The organism is Burkholderia sp. AW49-1, from assembly GCF_053427845.1.
This window is the reverse complement of the sequence record NZ_JBSAXF010000001.1, coordinates 160,462-175,828: the sequence shown is the minus strand read 5'-3', so window position 1 is coordinate 175,828 and position 15,367 is coordinate 160,462. Positions and strand designations below refer to the sequence as shown.

Here is a 15,367-nt window from a genome sequence, read left to right as displayed (position 1 = left end):
GTCAGACGGTGATGCGGCCGATCGGGCGCAGATCGACGTGCTCGCCCAGTTCCTGGTACGAGTACACGGGCAGCCAGCCCAGCTTCGCCTCGATCATCCGGCGCACGTAGCGGCGAATGTCCATCGACGTGACGAGCGCGACGCCGTCGGTCGGCCGCGGCCCGACGACCACGTGGATCTTGTCGATCAGCAGGCTGATCTCGTCCGGCGCGAGCGCCAGGAAATTGCCCGTCGGCGTCTGCTTGATCGCCTGCCGGATATGCTGTTCGATCGGCAGGTCGAGCAGCACGGCGGGCAGCGTGCGCTGGCCACGCGTCGCGCGATGCGCGAGGAAGCGTGACAGGTCGCCCCGCACGTACTCGGTGAGCATCAGCATGTCCTTTTCCTTCGGCCCCCACGCGATCAGGCTTTCCATGATGGTCCGCACGTTGCGGATCGAAATCTGTTCCTCGAGCAGGCGCCGCAGCACGTCGGCGATCCGTTGCGGCGGCAGCACCTTCTGGACTTCCGCGACGAGCCCCGGGTGATCCTCGCCGAGCTGCTCGAGGATCCACTGCACCTCCTGGATGCCGAGGAACTGCATCGCATGGTGGCGCATCAGCGCGACCGACGCGTGCGCGATGACCTGCTCGGGGCCCCACGCCGGAATGCGCGCCGGGGCCTCGCGCGCGTCGACCCAGTGAGTCGGCCGGCCGCTGGGATCGATCGGCGGGCGCGGCTCGCCCTTCGCGACCAGCGCGTCGCGCTGCTGCACGTCCTCGGCCGACAGCGGCGCGCCCGTCGCGACACGCTCGGGCTCGGGCAGCATGACCATCCCGACCGGCAGCTCGACCAGCAGATGCGGCACGTCGTGGATCAGGATTTCCGCATGCATCGCGGGCAGGCCGGCATGGGTCCACATCGTGATGCCGGGAAACGGCAGCCCCAGTTCTTCCTGCAGCCGCGCGCGTTCTGCGCCGAACGACTTGTCGAGCACGGGCAGCACCAGCCGCTGCATCAGGTCGGGGGCGACGCGCACGCCGATCGGGCACGCGAACTGCGGCGCGCGCGTCATGATCGCGGGTGTGTCGGCCTTCGCGCCCGAACGCTGCATCGCCTGCAGTCCGTCCTGCGCCGGCGCGTGCTGCGACTGCCGGTCGTTCAACTTGTACGCGATGAACGCGAGGATCGCGGACAGCAGCAGGAACAGCACGACGGGAAAGCCCGGCACCAGTGCGAAGCCGAGCAGCAGCAGCGCGGCGAAATACAGCGCGCGCGAACTCGAGCCGAGCTGGCGGCCGATTTCCTCGCCGAGCGAGCGCGGCTTGTGGCTGCGCTCGTCCGCGACCCGCGTGATCATCACGCCGGCCGCGACCGACAGCAGCAGCGACGGAATCTGCGACACCATCGCATCGCCGACCGACAGCACCGAGAAGCGGTTCGCGGCCTCGCCCGCGCTCATCCCGTGATAGGCGACACCGACCGCGATGCCCGCGACGATGTTGATGGTCGTGATCAGGAGGCCGGCGATCGCATCGCCTTTCACGAACTTCATCGCACCATCCATCCCGCCGTGCAGCTGGCTCTCGATGGCCAGCGTCGCGCGGCGGTGGCGCGCTTCTTCCGGGCTCAGCAGGTTCGCGCGCAGGTCGGCGTCGATGCTCATCTGCTTGCCCGGCATCGCATCGAGCGTGAAGCGCGCACCGACCTCGGCCACGCGCTCCGAGCCTTTCGCGATCACGATGAACTGCACGGTCGTGATGATGATGAACACGACCAGCCCGACGACCAGGTTGCCGCCCACCACCAGCTTGCCGAAGCTGTCGATGATGTTGCCGGCCTCGGCATGCAGCAGGATCGACTTGGTCGACGCGATGTTCAGCGAGAGCCGGTAGAGCGTCGTGAACAGCAGCAGCGACGGAAAGGCGGACAGCGACACGATGTCCGGCACGTACATCGTGACCATGAGCAGCGTGACGCTGATCGTGATGTTGATCGCGAGCAGGATGTCGATCAGCTCGGGCGGCAGCGGCAGGATCATCAGCGAGATGATCGCGGTCACCAGCAGCGCGATGCCGATTTCGCCGCCGGCGGGGATCTTGAGGGCCTTGAACATCGTCGCGCTCAGTGAGGGGATGGGGTGGAGGGCGAGCCGATCGCGTCGACCCAGCGCAGGATCGCGGCGACCGTCTCGAACAGCTCTTCCGGGATCGGCTGGTTCAGTGTGACCTTGTAAAGCGCCCGTGCGACGGGCGGGTTGCCGATGATCGGTACGCCGGCGTCGCGCGCCGCGCGTCGCAGCGACGCCGCGTCCGCGTCCATGCCTTTCGCGATCACGACGGGCAGCGCGTGTTCGTCGGGCGCATAACGCACCGCCACCGCGAAGTGGGTCGGATTGACCACCAGCACGTTGGCCAGGCCGACGCGCGGCTTCGGCGGCGTGCTCGCCAGCTCGCGCGCGAGGCGGCGGCGCTCGCCCTTGAGTTCGGGACTGCCTTCCTGCTCCTTGTGCTCGCGCTTCACCTCGTCCTTGCTCATCTTCATCTTCTTGATGAACAGGAAGCGCTGCAGCTTGATGTCGACGGCGCCGACCAGCAGGAAAATGCCGACGGAGATCGCGCCAAGTTTCGCCAGCATGTCCCAGAACATCAGCGACAGCCCGCCGAGCGGCTGGTAGATCGAACCGACCACGAGCGGAAACAGCCACTTGATCGACTGCCACATCACCCAGCCGAGGATGATCGCCTTGACGACCATCTTCGCGCAGTCGATCAGGCTCTTGGCGGAAAAGATTCGCTTGATGCCGCTCGTCGGGTTCACCGTCTGCATGTTCGGCGTGACCGGCTTGGTCGCGATGCGGAAGCCGGCCTGCGCGACGGAGCCGGCCGTCGATGCCAGCGCCGCGGCGAACACGCACGGCACGATCAGTTTCAGTGCGGTGCCGCCGAGCCGGAACAGGTCGGCGTGCATGCGCTCCAGCGTGCGCGCCTGCGTGACGAACGCCAGCGGGATCGACACGAGTTCGTGCAGCCCGTCGCGAAAGAGCGGCACCGTCGCGACCAGCGCGATCAGTGCGCCGGCCATCGACAGCGCGTCGGAGAAGTCGGTGCTGCGCGATACCTCGCCGTCCTTGCGCGCGTCCTCGAGTTTCTTGTCGGTGGGCTGTTCGGTCTTTTCGTCGCTCATGGATAGGCCCGCGGCACATCTCGGCCGGATCGGATCAAGAAGGGGCGCGCATTCGCGCCGCTGCGATGACCTTAGCGCCCGCCGCACGCGGCGGGCTGGCGCGATGCGAAGCGGCGCGGCGCGTGCCGAAGCGAGCCGCCGGCCGATGCGGCCCGCGGCGCGCGCTTCGCCTCGTGCGCGCTGGCTTCGCATGCGCGGTGGCGGGCCCGGACGGAATTGCTATGTTGGCAGGCGTCGGCATGCATCCGACTGCGCGCCGCCCGCCGCACGACCGGCCGGCCCGTTTCCCTCACATCGCAGGAGTGCGTTGCCATGACCGTAGACACGCCCGAGTACCTGAACTGCAGCCCGGAATTCATTGGCGGGCTGATCGAGACCGTCTCCGTGGCGCTGCTGGACAATTTTCCGAACACGCATGTCGACCTGTTCGACATCGAACAGGTGATCGACGCGCTGCGTCTGCTGCGCCCGCGCGTGGTCGAGATCGACGCGCTCGACGGCCTCCTTCGCATGGCGAAGGGGCAGTGGCAGGAAGCGAACCAGGTCCTGCTGCGGGTGATCGAGATGCGCCCGCAGTTCGGCTATGCGAAGGCGCTGCTCGCGTTCTCGCTGTCGTCGATGGGCGATCCGTCGTGGCGGCAGATCGCGACCGAAGCGCTCGCGGACGATCCGGACAACAAGGACACGCGCGCACTGGTGCGGGCCCTCGAAGTGAAGGACGAGGTCGATCGCGCGATCCGGGAGCATCGTCCGGGCCAGCCGTTCGTCGCCCCGGCATCGCTCGAGGAAGCCGGCGCAAGCGCCGACGAACCGGCGCACACCGCGCAGCACGATCCCGCGCCCGTGGCCGGGATGTTCCACGGCGGCGCATTCCTGCGCGCGTAACCCGGAGGCTCCGACATGTCCATCGATCCCGTCAGCCAGCTTGCACCGGCCGCACTCGACGCAACGGAGGCGACGTCCGCGGCCGCGTCCCCCGCGACCACCGAACTGGGCGACAAGTTCACGGCGCTGATGGCGCGCGCGCCGATGGCGCCGCCCGAGCACGCGGGCAGCCATCTGTCGTCGTCGGTGTCGAAAGCCATCGAGGCGCAGGACGTCCAGTTCCGGCACACGATCGAGGACGTCGGCAAGCTGACCGCCGACCTGCCGGGGATGTCGATGACGGAGATGACCCAGCGCACCATCCAGATGATGTACGAGATGACCAGCATGCAGATGAACATGCAGGTCAAGATGAGCCTCGCGGAATCGTCGAAGTCGTCGGTCCAGACGCTGATGAAGAACCAATGAGTCCCGTGGTCCGCCGGCGTGCGGAGCGGAACGTCGCGAACGGCAGTGCCCGAAGGGCGGGTGGCAATCCCATGAAGTCGAATCGTCGCGTGGCGCGCATTGCGGTCGTCGCGCTGTGCATCGCGCTGCTCGGCGGATGCAAGAAGGAGCTGTACGGCAATCTCACCGAGCAGGACGCGAACGAGATGCTGGTCGCGCTGCTGGAGCAGGGCGTGTCCGCGAGCAAGGACAGCCCGGACGGCGGCAAGAACTGGATGCTCAACGTCGACGACGCACAGGTCGTGCGCGCGATGGAGGTGCTGCGTTCGCGCGGGCTGCCGCACAGCAAGTTCAACGACCTCGGCGAGCTGTTCAAGAAGGACGGCCTCGTGTCGACGCCGACCGAGGAGCGCGTGCGCTTCGTGTACGGCATCTCGCAGGAACTGTCGTCGACGCTGTCGAAGATCGACGGCGTGCTGGTCGCGCGCGTGCAGATCGTGCTGCCGAACAACGACCCGCTCGCGCAGGAGATCAAGCCCTCGTCCGCCGCCGTGTTCATCAAGTACCGGCCGGACGCGGACATCAACACGCTGATCCCGCAGATCAAGACGCTGGTGATGCACAGCGTCGAAGGGCTGACCTACGACCATGTGAGCGTCACGACGGTCGCCGCCGATCCGGTCGAGCTGTCGAAATACACGCCGCCCCCGTCGAACCCGTGGTGGATGGTCGTGCTCGGCGCCGCGGTCGCGGCGTTCCTCGCCGGCGCCGGCTTCGCCGCGTACCGGTTCGGCGCGAAACGCGGCGCGCCGTCGCTGCAGGGCTGGCTCGACGCGTTCGCCGGGCGTTTCCGGCCGGCCCGCAAGGAGCCGTAGGCGATGGCGGGCTTCGCAGCCCCCGCCGGGCTCGACGCCGGCGTGCCGGCCGTGCGCGTTGCAACGGCGCTCGACCGCTATCGCGACAACGTCGATTGCGTCGCCGACTGGGTGCATCCGTCCTGGATCGCCGCATCGCTCGGCGTGCCCGAAGCGCTGCTGGTGGACTGGCGAGCACTGCTCGCGGGCGCGCCGGCCGGCGCCGCGCTCCGGTGCTCGCGCGCGCTGGTGCACGCGCTCGGCGTGACGCCGCCCGGGTTCGCCGACTTGTCGCAGGGCGGTTTCGCCCGCATCGGCACGACCGTCGCGCCCCAGCCCAACGCGTGCCTGCTGGACGTCGCGCCCGCGCCGCTGACGCTGCGGATCTGGCGGATGCGCGCGCTGCTGCTGCGCCGCGGCGAGGTGCGGCGGCTGATCGACAGGCACGCGCAACGGCGGCTTGCCGACTGGACAGGGCTCGACGTGGACGTGTTGATGAGCGGCCCGAACACCGACAGCGCGAATGACGCGGCCCGTCTTGCCGCCGTCGCGATGCCGCCGCTCGCGTCGCTCGATGCGCAGGCGCTCGCGATCGAAGGAATGCTGCTGGTGCTGCGCGACCTGAAAGGCGCAGCCGGACTGCCGTTTCCGCTGTCGCGGCTCGCGTTGCCGCGCATGCTCGACGTGCCCGCGTGGCTCAACGCGTTGCCGACGCAGCACGACGAAGCGGGAACGGCACAGTTGTTTCGTCGTCTGCCTGAATTGCTTCGGGAGTGGGCATGGTTATTTGGCTGAACAGCCGCCGGCTGACGGCCGGCACCGACGACGAGGGCGAGGGCGCCCCGGCCGTACGGTTCGGCGTGCACGGCGACGTGGTCCGACGCGAGACGTTCGGCCATCTGCTGTCGATCGCGGACGCCTACGCACAGCTCGACGCGGATCGCGCGCGGGTGCTCGAGGACGCGCAGGCCGAGGCCGCCGCGATCGTTGCGGCGGGCGAGGAACAGGCCGAGCTGCTGCTCGACGCGGCGCGCGACACCTACGAAACCGCTGAACAGCGCGGCTACCGCGAGGGCTCGAACCGCGCGCTGTCGGAATGGATGGAGCGGCTCGCCGACGCGACCGACGCGCAGAGCCGCCTGCAGGTCCGCATGCGCGAACGGCTGGCGGACATCATCGCGTCGGCGGTCGAGAGCATCGTCCACAGCATGGATCGCGAAGCGCTGTTCGAGCGCGCGCTGTCGACCGTCGACCGGATCATCGACAATTCCACCTACCTGCGCGTCGCTGTGAACCCGCAGGATTACGAAGCGGCGCGCACCGCGTTCGACCGACTCGCGGCGAAATGGCGCGATCTCGGCCGGCCGATTCCGGTGTCGATCGTGGCCGACCGGCAGCTCGAGCCGGGCGCGTGCGTCTGCGAGACGGATTTCGGCTCGGTCGACGCGAGCCTGAACACGCAGCTGCGGGCCATGCGCAGCGCCGTCGCCCGTGCGCTGAAGCGCTCGATCTACCTCGACCAGGCTGGCGCGGACGACGAAGCGGAAAGCGGCGATGCCGCGACGGCCGAGGTGTCGGGATGAAGGACGGCTGGTTCGACCGGACGCTCGGCTTCGAGCGTCTGACCGACGAGATCGAGCGGGAGATCCTCGCGGGGCCGGGCGTGCTGCGCACCGGCAAGGTGATCGAGGTGATCGGAACGCTCGTCAAGGTCGGCGGCCTCGACGTGTCGCTGGGCGAGCTGTGCGAGCTGCGCACGCCGGCCGGCGAGCTGCTGCAGCACGCGGAAGTGATCGGCTTCACGCGCGACTGCGCGCTGCTGTCGCCGTTCTCGCGGCTGACGGACATCTCGCGCTCGACCCAGGTGGTCGGGCTTGGCCGGTCGCTCGCCGTCAAGGTCGGCGACGTGCTGCTTGGCCGCGTGATTGACAGTCTCGGCAATCCCGTCGACGGCGGCCCCGAGATCGAATCCGACACGCTGCAGCCGGTGTTCGCGTCGCCGCCCGAGCCGATGAGCCGGCGCATGATCGAGACGCCGATGGCAACCGGCGTGCGCGTCGTCGACGGGATGATGACGCTCGCCGAGGGGCAGCGGATGGGCATCTTCGCGCCGGCGGGCGTCGGCAAGAGCACGCTGCTCGGCATGTTCGCGCGCGGCACCGACTGCGACATCAACGTGATCGCGCTGATCGGCGAACGCGGCCGCGAAGTGCGCGAATTCGTCGAGCTGATTCTCGGGCCGGCCGGCATGGCGCGATCGGTCGTCGTCTGCGCGACGTCCGACCGTTCGTCGATGGAGCGCGCGAAAGCGGCCTACGTGGCGACGGCGATCGCCGAATACTTCCGAGATCGCGGGCTGCGCGTGCTGCTGATGATGGATTCGCTCACGCGCTTCGCGCGCGCCGGGCGTGAAATCGGGCTGGCCGCCGGCGAACCGCCGGCCCGGCGCGGCTTCCCGCCATCCATCTTCGCGGAACTGCCGCGCCTGCTGGAGCGTGCCGGGATGGGCGCGACCGGCTCGATCACGGCGCTCTACACGGTGCTCGCCGAAGACGAGAGCGGCAGTGATCCGATCGCGGAGGAAGTGCGCGGGATTCTCGACGGGCACATGATCCTGTCGCGCGACATCGCCGCGCGCAACCAGTACCCGGCCATCGACGTGCTGGGCAGCCTGTCGCGCGTGATGTCGCAGGTGATGCCCGCGCCGTACGTCGACGCGGCCGCGCGGGTGCGCGCCTTGATGGCGAAGTACCGCGAGATCGAGATGCTGCTGCAGATCGGCGAATACAAGTCGGGTGCGAATGCGCTCGCCGACGAGGCGATTGCACGGCACGATGCGATCAAGGCGTTCCTGTCGCAGCGCACCGACGAAATCGTCGCGCTGGCCGACACTGAGGCGCGGCTGCATGCGCTGACGGCCGCCTGATGGCGGACGCGAACCGTCATCGCATCGCCGCGCTCGCACACGCGAACGCGCGCCGCACGCGCGAGATCGACGCATGGCGCGGTGAACTCGCCGCGCGCCACGATGAACGCGCGGGATTGCTGGCGCGCCGCGCGGCGAAGGTCGAGCAGATCGACGGCGAGACCCGGGTGATCGACGGCTACCAGGCGCGCGTCGAGCACATGACGAGCGGCAGCGAAGGCTTCTCGATCGACGCGTTCAACCAGTGCGTGCGGTACATCGGCGTCGTGACCGATCGCAGACGCGCGATGGTCGCGGAACTGGCGCAACTCGACGGCCTGATCGACGGTGTCGACAGCGAGATCGTACGAATCCAGCGCGACATCGCGCGCAATACGCAGCGGATCGACCAGTGCAGCGAACGAATCGCGGCCATCCGGCAGGCGATCGATCTCGCGCGCGAGGACGCGCAGGATGAAGAAAACGAGGAAATCGCCGCGTCCCGGTTCATCCGGGCGCGTGCCGCCCAGGGATGACACCGGATGATCCAGACGCTCGAACCGCTCGTCGGCCTGCATGGCCTCTTCATCGGCTACCTGACGGTCACCGGCGTCTGCTCGCTGCGGCTGTTCGTGCTGATGTTCGTGTTTCCGCCTACCGCGGACGGCGTGATCCAGGGCACGGTGCGCAACGCGATCGCGATCGTGTTCAGCGCATACGTCGCGATGGGCCAGCCGATCGCGTTCGTCGAATCGCTGCACGGCCTGTTCCTCGCCGAAGTGATGCTGCGCGAGGCGGCGATCGGGCTGGTGCTCGGCTATGCGGCATCGACCGTGTTCTGGGTCGCGGAAAGCGTGGGCGTCTATATCGACGACCTGACCGGGCACAACAACATCCAGATCACCAACCCGGCCAGCCAGGAGCAGAGCACGCCGGTCGGCACGTTGCTGCAGCAGGTCGCGATCATGGCGTTCTGGGCGCTCGGCGGGATGACGTTCCTGCTCGGCACGCTGTACGAATCGTACGGGTGGTGGCCGGTCGCGAAAGGCGCGCCGATCGCCGGCGATATCGTGGAATCGTTCGTGCTCAGGCAGACCGATACGCTGATGCAGTCGATCGCGAAGCTCGCCGCACCGTTGCTGTTCATCCTGGTGCTGATCGACGTCGCGTTCGGCTTCGTGTCGAAATCGGCGTCGAAGCTGGATATTTCCAGCCTGAGCCAGCCGGTGAAGGCTGCGGTCGCGATCGCGATGCTGGCGATCTTCATCGGATTGTTCGTGGACCAGGTGCACGGGCAACTGGCCCTGAATTCGCTCGAAGCACAATGGAATGGAATTTTCTCTAATCGTGGGAATGCAGATAAACATTAGTTTACTAATTCATTTCAAACTCAATATTTCTCAAAACGATGCCAAAGATTAGATTAATTGAGTTTCTTCATATTTAATTCCGTTACGCTGTTCTCCAAGGCGGCCTGACAAGCCGGCACGCACTGGAGTCAGATATGTTCTCGACACTTTATTTCCCGCTTGCCGCGTATCTGGGAACGCCGGATTTCGCCGCTGGGCGGGAACGTTTTGGCGCCATGCTGTTCAACGGCGACTTCGGCGTCGCGCGCCAGTTGGCCAGCCGCTGGGCGGACGAGGCCGATGCGCCGCGCAATCCGCCGCACGCGCTGCAACTGCACGCCGACATGCAGCTGCTGACCGGCGGCGACGTGGAAGCGGAGGAGGCCTATCGGGCCGCGCAGCGCCTGAGCAATGCGTCGCGGCAGGCGATGCGCGCGGAGTCCTGCCGCAACACCGCCTGGCAGGCCTTCTTCCGCTACCGGCTCAACACCGCGCTGGCCTGCTTCGGCCGCGCAGCGGACGAGGACGACATCCCGATCGATCGCGTGCTCGAAGTCCGCGTCGGCATCGTCTGCGTGCTCCATGAACTGGGCCGCGTGAGCGAAGCGCTCGGCGAACTCGACGAACTGCGCGAACTGGCCCGCGAGGCACCGGAATCGACCATGCCGGCGTGGAACGAACTGCTCGCGGCGCTGAAGCTCGACATTGCGATGCAGTGCACCCTGCGTTCGTCTGCATCGCTGCAGGATCACGTCTACTGGCAGTCCGGCTCGATGAACGGCCGCTCCGCGCGGGCGTCGCTGCACGAGTACCTCGACAGCGCGCAAAGCAGGATCGATCTCGCGTGCGTGCACCTTCCCGTACTGCGCGCACGCGTCGACTACCTGTGCCAGTTGCGCGACGCGACCGGCGTCGACCGGAGTCCCGTCGACGGGTTGCTCAAGCATGTGAACTGGGCGCGCGACCACAACCTGCGCGACTACCAGCGGACGGTGCGGCTCGAGATCGCGCTCGCGATGCTCGCGTGCGATGCCGCGCAGGTCGCCGACATGATCCTCGAGCCGCTGTATGGAGCCGCGCAGTCCGGCGTGGCCGGACACCGGCAGATCGAATACCTGTACTGCGTGGCCAAGACCCGCCAGGCGCAGGGGCGGCTGAAGGACGCGCAGCAGTTCTACAGCCGCTATGCGCTGACCTCGATGGAATGCCTGCGCGAAGCGTTGTCGGCACGCGTGCCGTTCCTCGAACGCAAGATCCGCGAGACGTCGCAGCTCGACGACATCGGCGCGCGCCTGCCGGCCCGCTATCGGCGCGCGTACAGCTTTCTGCTCGAGAACCTCGAGCACGCCGACCTTTCCGTGCGCGACATCGCCGCGGAAGTCGGGGTGACCGAGCGGGCGCTGCAAAGCGCGTTCAAGAAATTCCTGAACATGTCGCCGACCGAGCTGATCCGCCGCCAGCGGATGGAGCGCATCCGCTCCGAGCTCGTGGACGGTTCGGCGTCCGACGGTGGCGTCCTGGCCACCGCGAGCCGCTGGGGCGTGCAGAACCGCTCGACGCTGATCAACGGCTATCGAAAGCAGTTCGACGAAGCGCCATCGCACACGCTCGAACGATAACGAACCGATTTTTCCTTCCGTAACGGGTGTGCGACAGCGATGAGATCGAAGGCGATATTTTGCGTGGCGTGGGCCGTGTGGGTGATCGGCATGGGCGCGACGACGGCAGTGTACGCGGACGTGGTGCGCTGGCGCAGCGGCGTCGCCCACGTGACGGCCGAAGGCAAGGACCTGAAGGACGTGCTGCGTGACCTGCTCGCGAGCCAGGGCGTGACGGCATCGATCGCCGACAACGTCCAGGGCACCGTGACCGGCCGCTTCGACATGCCGCCGCAACGGATCCTCGACACGCTCGCTGCGACGTTCGGCTTCGTGTGGTTCTACGACGGCAGCGTGATGTCGATCAGTAATGCGAACGACGTGACGCGACAGATCGTCCGGCTCGACAATGCATCGATCACCGATCTCAACGCCACGCTGCGTGGCATGCGGCTCGACGACAAGCGCTATCCGCTGACCTACGACAACAGCGCGCGCACCGTGATCATCAGCGGGCCGCCGCAGTATGTGCAGATGGTGGCCGGTGTCGCGAAGCATCTCGACGAGAACATGCAGCGCTCGAACGGCACGGTCGTGCGCGCGTTCAAGCTGAGCAGCGCGTGGGCGGCCGACCACAAGGTGCAGCTCGACGGCAAGAACGTGGTCGTGCCGGGCGTCGCGACGGTCGTGTCGAATCTCTATCATTCGAAGCAGTCCGGCGCAGGCGACAACGGCGCGGCGCCGGCGATCGGCGGCCTGGAGCGGCTGTCGCCGATGACCGATGCAAGCGGCGGCACAACGGGCGGTTCGCCGGTGCCGCCGCTACCGCCGGGCATGGCGGGCGGCGATTCGTCGCGCAGCCTGGTGAGCGGCCTGCTCGGCGGCGGGCAGGCCGGTGGCGCGAGGAACGGCGCGGTCACGGATGCATCGCAGGGCGGGGCGGGAGGCGCGATGGCGGCCGACCCGGGGGCGGGCGACCGGAGCCTGCCGGTGGTGGAAGCCGATCCGACCACCAACTCGGTGCTGATCCGCGACACGCCCCAACGCATCGGGCTCTATGCGCCGCTGATCGAGAAGCTCGATGCGCGCCCGAACCTGATCGAGATCGAGGCGCACATTATCGAGATCGACGACGACCTCCTGCGGCAGATCGGCGTGGACTGGCGGGCGCACAACAGCCACGTCGACCTGCAGACCGGCTCGGGCACGATGCAGCAGAACGGCTACAACGGCAACATCAACCCGAACTTCGGCGTGACGACGCTGGCCGACGGCACCACGTCCGTCGCGGCCACGCCTGTCGGCGGTGCGATCACCGCGGTGCTCGGCAATGCCGGGCGCTATCTGCTCGCGCGGATCACCGCGCTGGAATCGACGTCGGAGGCGAGGATCGATTCCAGCCCGAAGGTCGCGACGCTCGACAACGTCGAGGCCGTGATGGACAACAAGACGCGCTTCTTCGTGCGCGTGCAGGGCTATACGTCCGGCGATCTGTATTCCGTGTCGACCGGCACGTCGCTGCGCGTGCTGCCGATGGTCGTGCAGGACAACGGCGCGACGCGGATCAAGCTCGACGTGCATATCGAGGACGGCCAGCTCACGGGCGACCAGGTCGACACGCTGCCGGTGATCACGAGCAGCGAGATCAACACGCAGGCGTTCGTCGGCGAAGGGGAGAGCCTGCTGATCGCCGGCTACAGCACCGACAAGGATTCGAACGGCGTCGCGCGGGTGCCGTGGGTGTCGAAGATCCCGCTGATCGGCGCGCTGTTCCGGAATACGGATCGGTCGCACAAGCACATGGAACGCGTGTTCCTGCTGACGCCGCGGATCATTCACTTCTGACCTGCCCCCCGGCACGACGTGCGCCGGTGCAGCGCACGTCGCGCCGGATCGGGGCGTCAATGGCTCGTGGCGTCCGACATCACGATATTGACCGTCTTGCTCGGATCGCCCGCGAGACCCATCGCGGCCGCATCGTCGGTCGAGTACAGGTACGGGCGGATCGCATTGCCGTCGCCGGCGGTGCGCCCGTCGGACAGCGTCACGGTCATGTTTTCGGCGTTGCCGGCGAAATCCTTGTCGCCGTCGACCTTGCTCACGTCCGGGTTGCCGGCGCCGGACGCCTGACCGTTGTCGGCCCCGCCGTCTTCGTACAACACCTCGTTCGGATGCGTGTTGCCGCTCGCGTCGGAGGGCGAGATCCGCACGCCGATATCGTGCGAACCGCCGACGAAGGTGCCGGTCTGCCCTGGCGCGAGCGTGAGAGTCGCCTTGTTCTGGCCTTGCATGGAGTACGTGAACGACTCGGGCCGGTTCGTGTTGTTGGTGACGTTGAAGGTCTTGTCGTTGCCCGTGCCGGTGCTGACGGTTTGCGTCGACGTCGGGGCGGTGCCTGCTATCGCGCCCGCCTGCGCTACGCCGCCGGCGTTGGTCGACAGTTTTGCCGGGCCGCCGGAAAGCGGCGCGACGGCGGGCGGGCTCTGGTCGTTCGGGGCGTTTTGCGTGTTCTGCGTGTTCGGATCGATCGGCGCGTGCTGGCCGTTCGGCGGTGACGTCGGCGGCAAGGCGTCGTAGTTCGCCAGCGGCGAGGCGGACCGGTTCGTGCCGCCCGCCGCCGGCGACGATGACGAATCGTCACCGTGCTGTCCGGACAACAGGCTTTTGAGCGCCGCCATCAGTTCCTGGATGATCTGCGCGACCTGTTGCGAACCGGTGTTGTCCGCCGATCCTGCGTCGGGCACTGAATCGGCCCCGGAAACCGGGGCATTGCCCTGGAGGGTGATGGTGATCATGATCGCCGTTCTCCGCGCGGAGTGGACAGGGTAGGTGCGCATCGCCGTTTGCGCGGGCAGGCACCGTCGGGCGGCGGCATGCGCCGCCGGCCATTCGACTATATGCGTCGGCGTGGCGCCCGGGCGGCACGCCACGAAACGCCGGCGCACGGCGCGAAGTGCCGGCATGACGCACGGCGATGCCGGTCGACCGCGCCCTCTCCCGAGCGTGCCAACCACGCGCAGTGCCGCGTTCCGGTTCGCAAACCCGTCGCCTGCTTCGCACCGGCTGCGCATGTCGCCCGCCACGCGGCCTATAGTCGGCCGAAGTGGCCCGTCTAGCGATTCCCGGAGGGAGGCGTCATGTCCTTGTCAGTGAGTGTGAGTTCCACAGGGTCGACGAATTTCGACCCTTCGCAGGGGGCCGGTTCGAACGAGGCGCAGATCACGCAGGTGCTGGTTCAGTTAGAGCAGATCCTGCAGGCGGTGTTCGCCGCGCTCAAGCAAGCGTCGGCCGCCGACGGGGCACCGCCTGCCGGCGGAGGCAGCGGAGGCGGGATGCCGCAGATACGGCTCGCGAGTGACGACGGCAGCGGAAGCGGCGGCAACGGCACGCCGCTTTCGTTTTCGTTGAACGGGCCGTCGTCGAACCACGCGGCTCCGGCCACCGACGCACCGCCGGCAAATGCCGGCGTACCGCAACCGCGAGGCGGCCAGAGCGATGGGCAGGCGCGCGGCCAGAACGCGTCGACGCTGCCCGCGAGCACCGGCGGCGGTGCGGCGAACGCGATCGCGGACGACCTGCGCAGCCGCTACGGGCTCAACGACACGCAGATTGCGGGCGTGCTCGGCAACCTGCAGCAGGAAAGCGGACTGAAGCCGAACGTCAACCAGGGCGGCGCCGAAGGCGCACCGTCGGGCAACTTCGCGGACGACAACGCGAACGGCTGGGGGCTCGCGCAGTGGGGCGGCACACGCAAGCAGGGCGAGATCGCCTACGCGCAGCAGCACAATCTCGATCCGGGCAGCCTCGACGCGAACATCGGCTACATGAACCAGGAACTCGACGGCCCGTACAGCAAGACGATCTCCGACCTGAAGAACACGACGAACGTGTCGCAGGCGGCCCAGGTCTGGGACACCGACTACGAGCAGGCGACCGACCCGCAGATGGACAACCGGCTCCAGTACGCCCAGAACTTCCTGAACGAAGGTCTCTGAGCCGCTTCCACGCGCTCGATGCGTCAAGCGCGCGCCCGTGCACGGAACCCGAGCTAGAAATGTTCAACCCACGTAGTCCGTGCTGGAAATGCTGGCGCTGGAGCAACGCAACGAAAACAAGGACGCGGTCGACCTGGTCCACGTGCTGCGTTACGCTGGAACGATCGATGAGGTGGCGGAGCTCTTCGTCCAACGGAAACCGTCAAACACACAGCGAAGCAATGGACGT

Annotated in this window: 14 protein-coding genes; 11 read left to right on the top strand and 3 right to left on the bottom strand. The window is 67.6% G+C overall.

Annotated elements, in window-relative coordinates; translation table 11 throughout:
• Position 1: 1 nt before the first annotated feature.
• Both sctV and sctU read right to left on the bottom strand, forming a co-directional pair.
• Positions 2–2,095 carry a type III secretion system export apparatus subunit SctV gene (gene sctV / locus ACV22W_RS00695; RefSeq protein ID WP_448017284.1) on the bottom strand — a complete coding sequence of 698 codons (2,094 nt, stop codon included), beginning with the start codon at positions 2,093–2,095 and terminating at the stop codon, positions 2–4.
• A gap of 8 nt (positions 2,096–2,103) precedes the next feature.
• Positions 2,104–3,165: a type III secretion system export apparatus subunit SctU gene (gene sctU / locus ACV22W_RS00690; RefSeq protein WP_448017283.1), complete on the bottom strand. Its 1,062-nt coding sequence runs from the start codon at positions 3,163–3,165 to the stop codon at positions 2,104–2,106.
• 312 nt (positions 3,166–3,477) lie between these two features.
• On the opposite strand from sctU, the gene ACV22W_RS00685 reads away from it, so the two are divergent.
• The 10 genes from ACV22W_RS00685 (at position 3,478) to sctC (ending at position 12,988) form a co-directional block, all read left to right on the top strand.
• Complete coding sequence (locus ACV22W_RS00685; protein ID WP_448017282.1) at positions 3,478–4,050, top strand: HrpB1 family type III secretion system apparatus protein; 573 nt, start codon at positions 3,478–3,480, stop codon at positions 4,048–4,050.
• A 15-nt stretch (positions 4,051–4,065) separates the two neighbouring features.
• Complete coding sequence (locus ACV22W_RS00680) at positions 4,066–4,458, top strand: type III secretion protein HrpB2 (protein ID WP_448017281.1); 393 nt, start codon at positions 4,066–4,068, stop codon at positions 4,456–4,458.
• 71 nt (positions 4,459–4,529) lie between these two features.
• Positions 4,530–5,312 carry a type III secretion system inner membrane ring lipoprotein SctJ gene (gene sctJ, locus ACV22W_RS00675; RefSeq protein ID WP_448017280.1) on the top strand — a complete coding sequence of 261 codons (783 nt, stop codon included), beginning with the start codon at positions 4,530–4,532 and terminating at the stop codon, positions 5,310–5,312.
• Positions 5,313–5,315: 3 nt separating this feature from the next.
• Positions 5,316–6,086 carry a type III secretion protein HrpB4 gene (locus ACV22W_RS00670; protein WP_448017279.1) on the top strand — a complete coding sequence of 257 codons (771 nt, stop codon included), beginning with the start codon at positions 5,316–5,318 and terminating at the stop codon, positions 6,084–6,086.
• Positions 6,071–6,874 carry a type III secretion system stator protein SctL gene (gene sctL / locus ACV22W_RS00665; RefSeq protein ID WP_448017278.1) on the top strand — a complete coding sequence of 268 codons (804 nt, stop codon included), beginning with the start codon at positions 6,071–6,073 and terminating at the stop codon, positions 6,872–6,874. The genes ACV22W_RS00670 and sctL overlap by 16 nt, the downstream gene beginning before the upstream one ends.
• Complete coding sequence (gene sctN / locus ACV22W_RS00660; RefSeq protein WP_448017277.1) at positions 6,871–8,217, top strand: type III secretion system ATPase SctN; 1,347 nt, start codon at positions 6,871–6,873, stop codon at positions 8,215–8,217. Before sctL ends, sctN begins: the two co-directional genes overlap by 4 nt.
• Positions 8,217–8,732, top strand: coding sequence for a hypothetical protein (locus ACV22W_RS00655; RefSeq protein ID WP_448017276.1), 516 nt, complete (start codon positions 8,217–8,219; stop codon positions 8,730–8,732). The genes sctN and ACV22W_RS00655 overlap by 1 nt, the downstream gene beginning before the upstream one ends.
• A 6-nt stretch (positions 8,733–8,738) precedes the next feature.
• Entirely contained in the window at positions 8,739–9,566 is an 828-nt protein-coding gene (gene sctT / locus ACV22W_RS00650; RefSeq protein WP_448017275.1) for a type III secretion system export apparatus subunit SctT, read from the top strand.
• Between the two features lie 134 nt (positions 9,567–9,700).
• Positions 9,701–11,164 carry a helix-turn-helix transcriptional regulator gene (locus ACV22W_RS00645; RefSeq protein WP_448017274.1) on the top strand — a complete coding sequence of 488 codons (1,464 nt, stop codon included), beginning with the start codon at positions 9,701–9,703 and terminating at the stop codon, positions 11,162–11,164.
• A 39-nt stretch (positions 11,165–11,203) separates the two neighbouring features.
• On the top strand, positions 11,204–12,988 hold the full coding sequence (gene sctC, locus ACV22W_RS00640; RefSeq protein WP_448017273.1) for a type III secretion system outer membrane ring subunit SctC: 1,785 nt from the start codon (positions 11,204–11,206) through the stop codon (positions 12,986–12,988).
• A gap of 56 nt (positions 12,989–13,044) precedes the next feature.
• Here the strand turns inward: sctC and ACV22W_RS00635 are convergent, their stop codons facing one another.
• Positions 13,045–13,938 (bottom strand): hypothetical protein, encoded by an 894-nt coding sequence (locus tag ACV22W_RS00635; protein ID WP_448017272.1) that lies wholly within the window; start codon positions 13,936–13,938, stop codon positions 13,045–13,047.
• A 342-nt stretch (positions 13,939–14,280) separates the two neighbouring features.
• On the opposite strand from ACV22W_RS00635, the gene ACV22W_RS00630 reads away from it, so the two are divergent.
• Positions 14,281–15,138 (top strand): phage tail tip lysozyme, encoded by an 858-nt coding sequence (locus tag ACV22W_RS00630; RefSeq protein ID WP_448017271.1) that lies wholly within the window; start codon positions 14,281–14,283, stop codon positions 15,136–15,138.
• The last annotated feature ends 229 nt before the right edge of the window (positions 15,139–15,367 follow it).

Coding starts and splice junctions, on each gene's coding strand:
- sctJ (WP_448017280.1), top strand. CDS start 4,530: ATGAAGTCGAATCGTCGCGTGGCGCGCATTGCGGTCGTCGCGCTGTGC.
- sctN (WP_448017277.1), top strand. CDS start 6,871: ATGAAGGACGGCTGGTTCGACCGGACGCTCGGCTTCGAGCGTCTGACC.
- ACV22W_RS00645 (WP_448017274.1), top strand. CDS start 9,701: ATGTTCTCGACACTTTATTTCCCGCTTGCCGCGTATCTGGGAACGCCG.
- ACV22W_RS00680 (WP_448017281.1), top strand. CDS start 4,066: ATGTCCATCGATCCCGTCAGCCAGCTTGCACCGGCCGCACTCGACGCA.
- ACV22W_RS00635 (WP_448017272.1), bottom strand. CDS start 13,938: ATGATCACCATCACCCTCCAGGGCAATGCCCCGGTTTCCGGGGCCGAT.
- sctT (WP_448017275.1), top strand. CDS start 8,739: ATGATCCAGACGCTCGAACCGCTCGTCGGCCTGCATGGCCTCTTCATC.
- sctL (WP_448017278.1), top strand. CDS start 6,071: ATGGTTATTTGGCTGAACAGCCGCCGGCTGACGGCCGGCACCGACGAC.
- ACV22W_RS00630 (WP_448017271.1), top strand. CDS start 14,281: ATGTCCTTGTCAGTGAGTGTGAGTTCCACAGGGTCGACGAATTTCGAC.
- sctU (WP_448017283.1), bottom strand. CDS start 3,165: ATGAGCGACGAAAAGACCGAACAGCCCACCGACAAGAAACTCGAGGAC.
- ACV22W_RS00685 (WP_448017282.1), top strand. CDS start 3,478: ATGACCGTAGACACGCCCGAGTACCTGAACTGCAGCCCGGAATTCATT.
- sctC (WP_448017273.1), top strand. CDS start 11,204: ATGAGATCGAAGGCGATATTTTGCGTGGCGTGGGCCGTGTGGGTGATC.
- ACV22W_RS00655 (WP_448017276.1), top strand. CDS start 8,217: ATGGCGGACGCGAACCGTCATCGCATCGCCGCGCTCGCACACGCGAAC.
- sctV (WP_448017284.1), bottom strand. CDS start 2,095: ATGTTCAAGGCCCTCAAGATCCCCGCCGGCGGCGAAATCGGCATCGCG.
- ACV22W_RS00670 (WP_448017279.1), top strand. CDS start 5,316: ATGGCGGGCTTCGCAGCCCCCGCCGGGCTCGACGCCGGCGTGCCGGCC.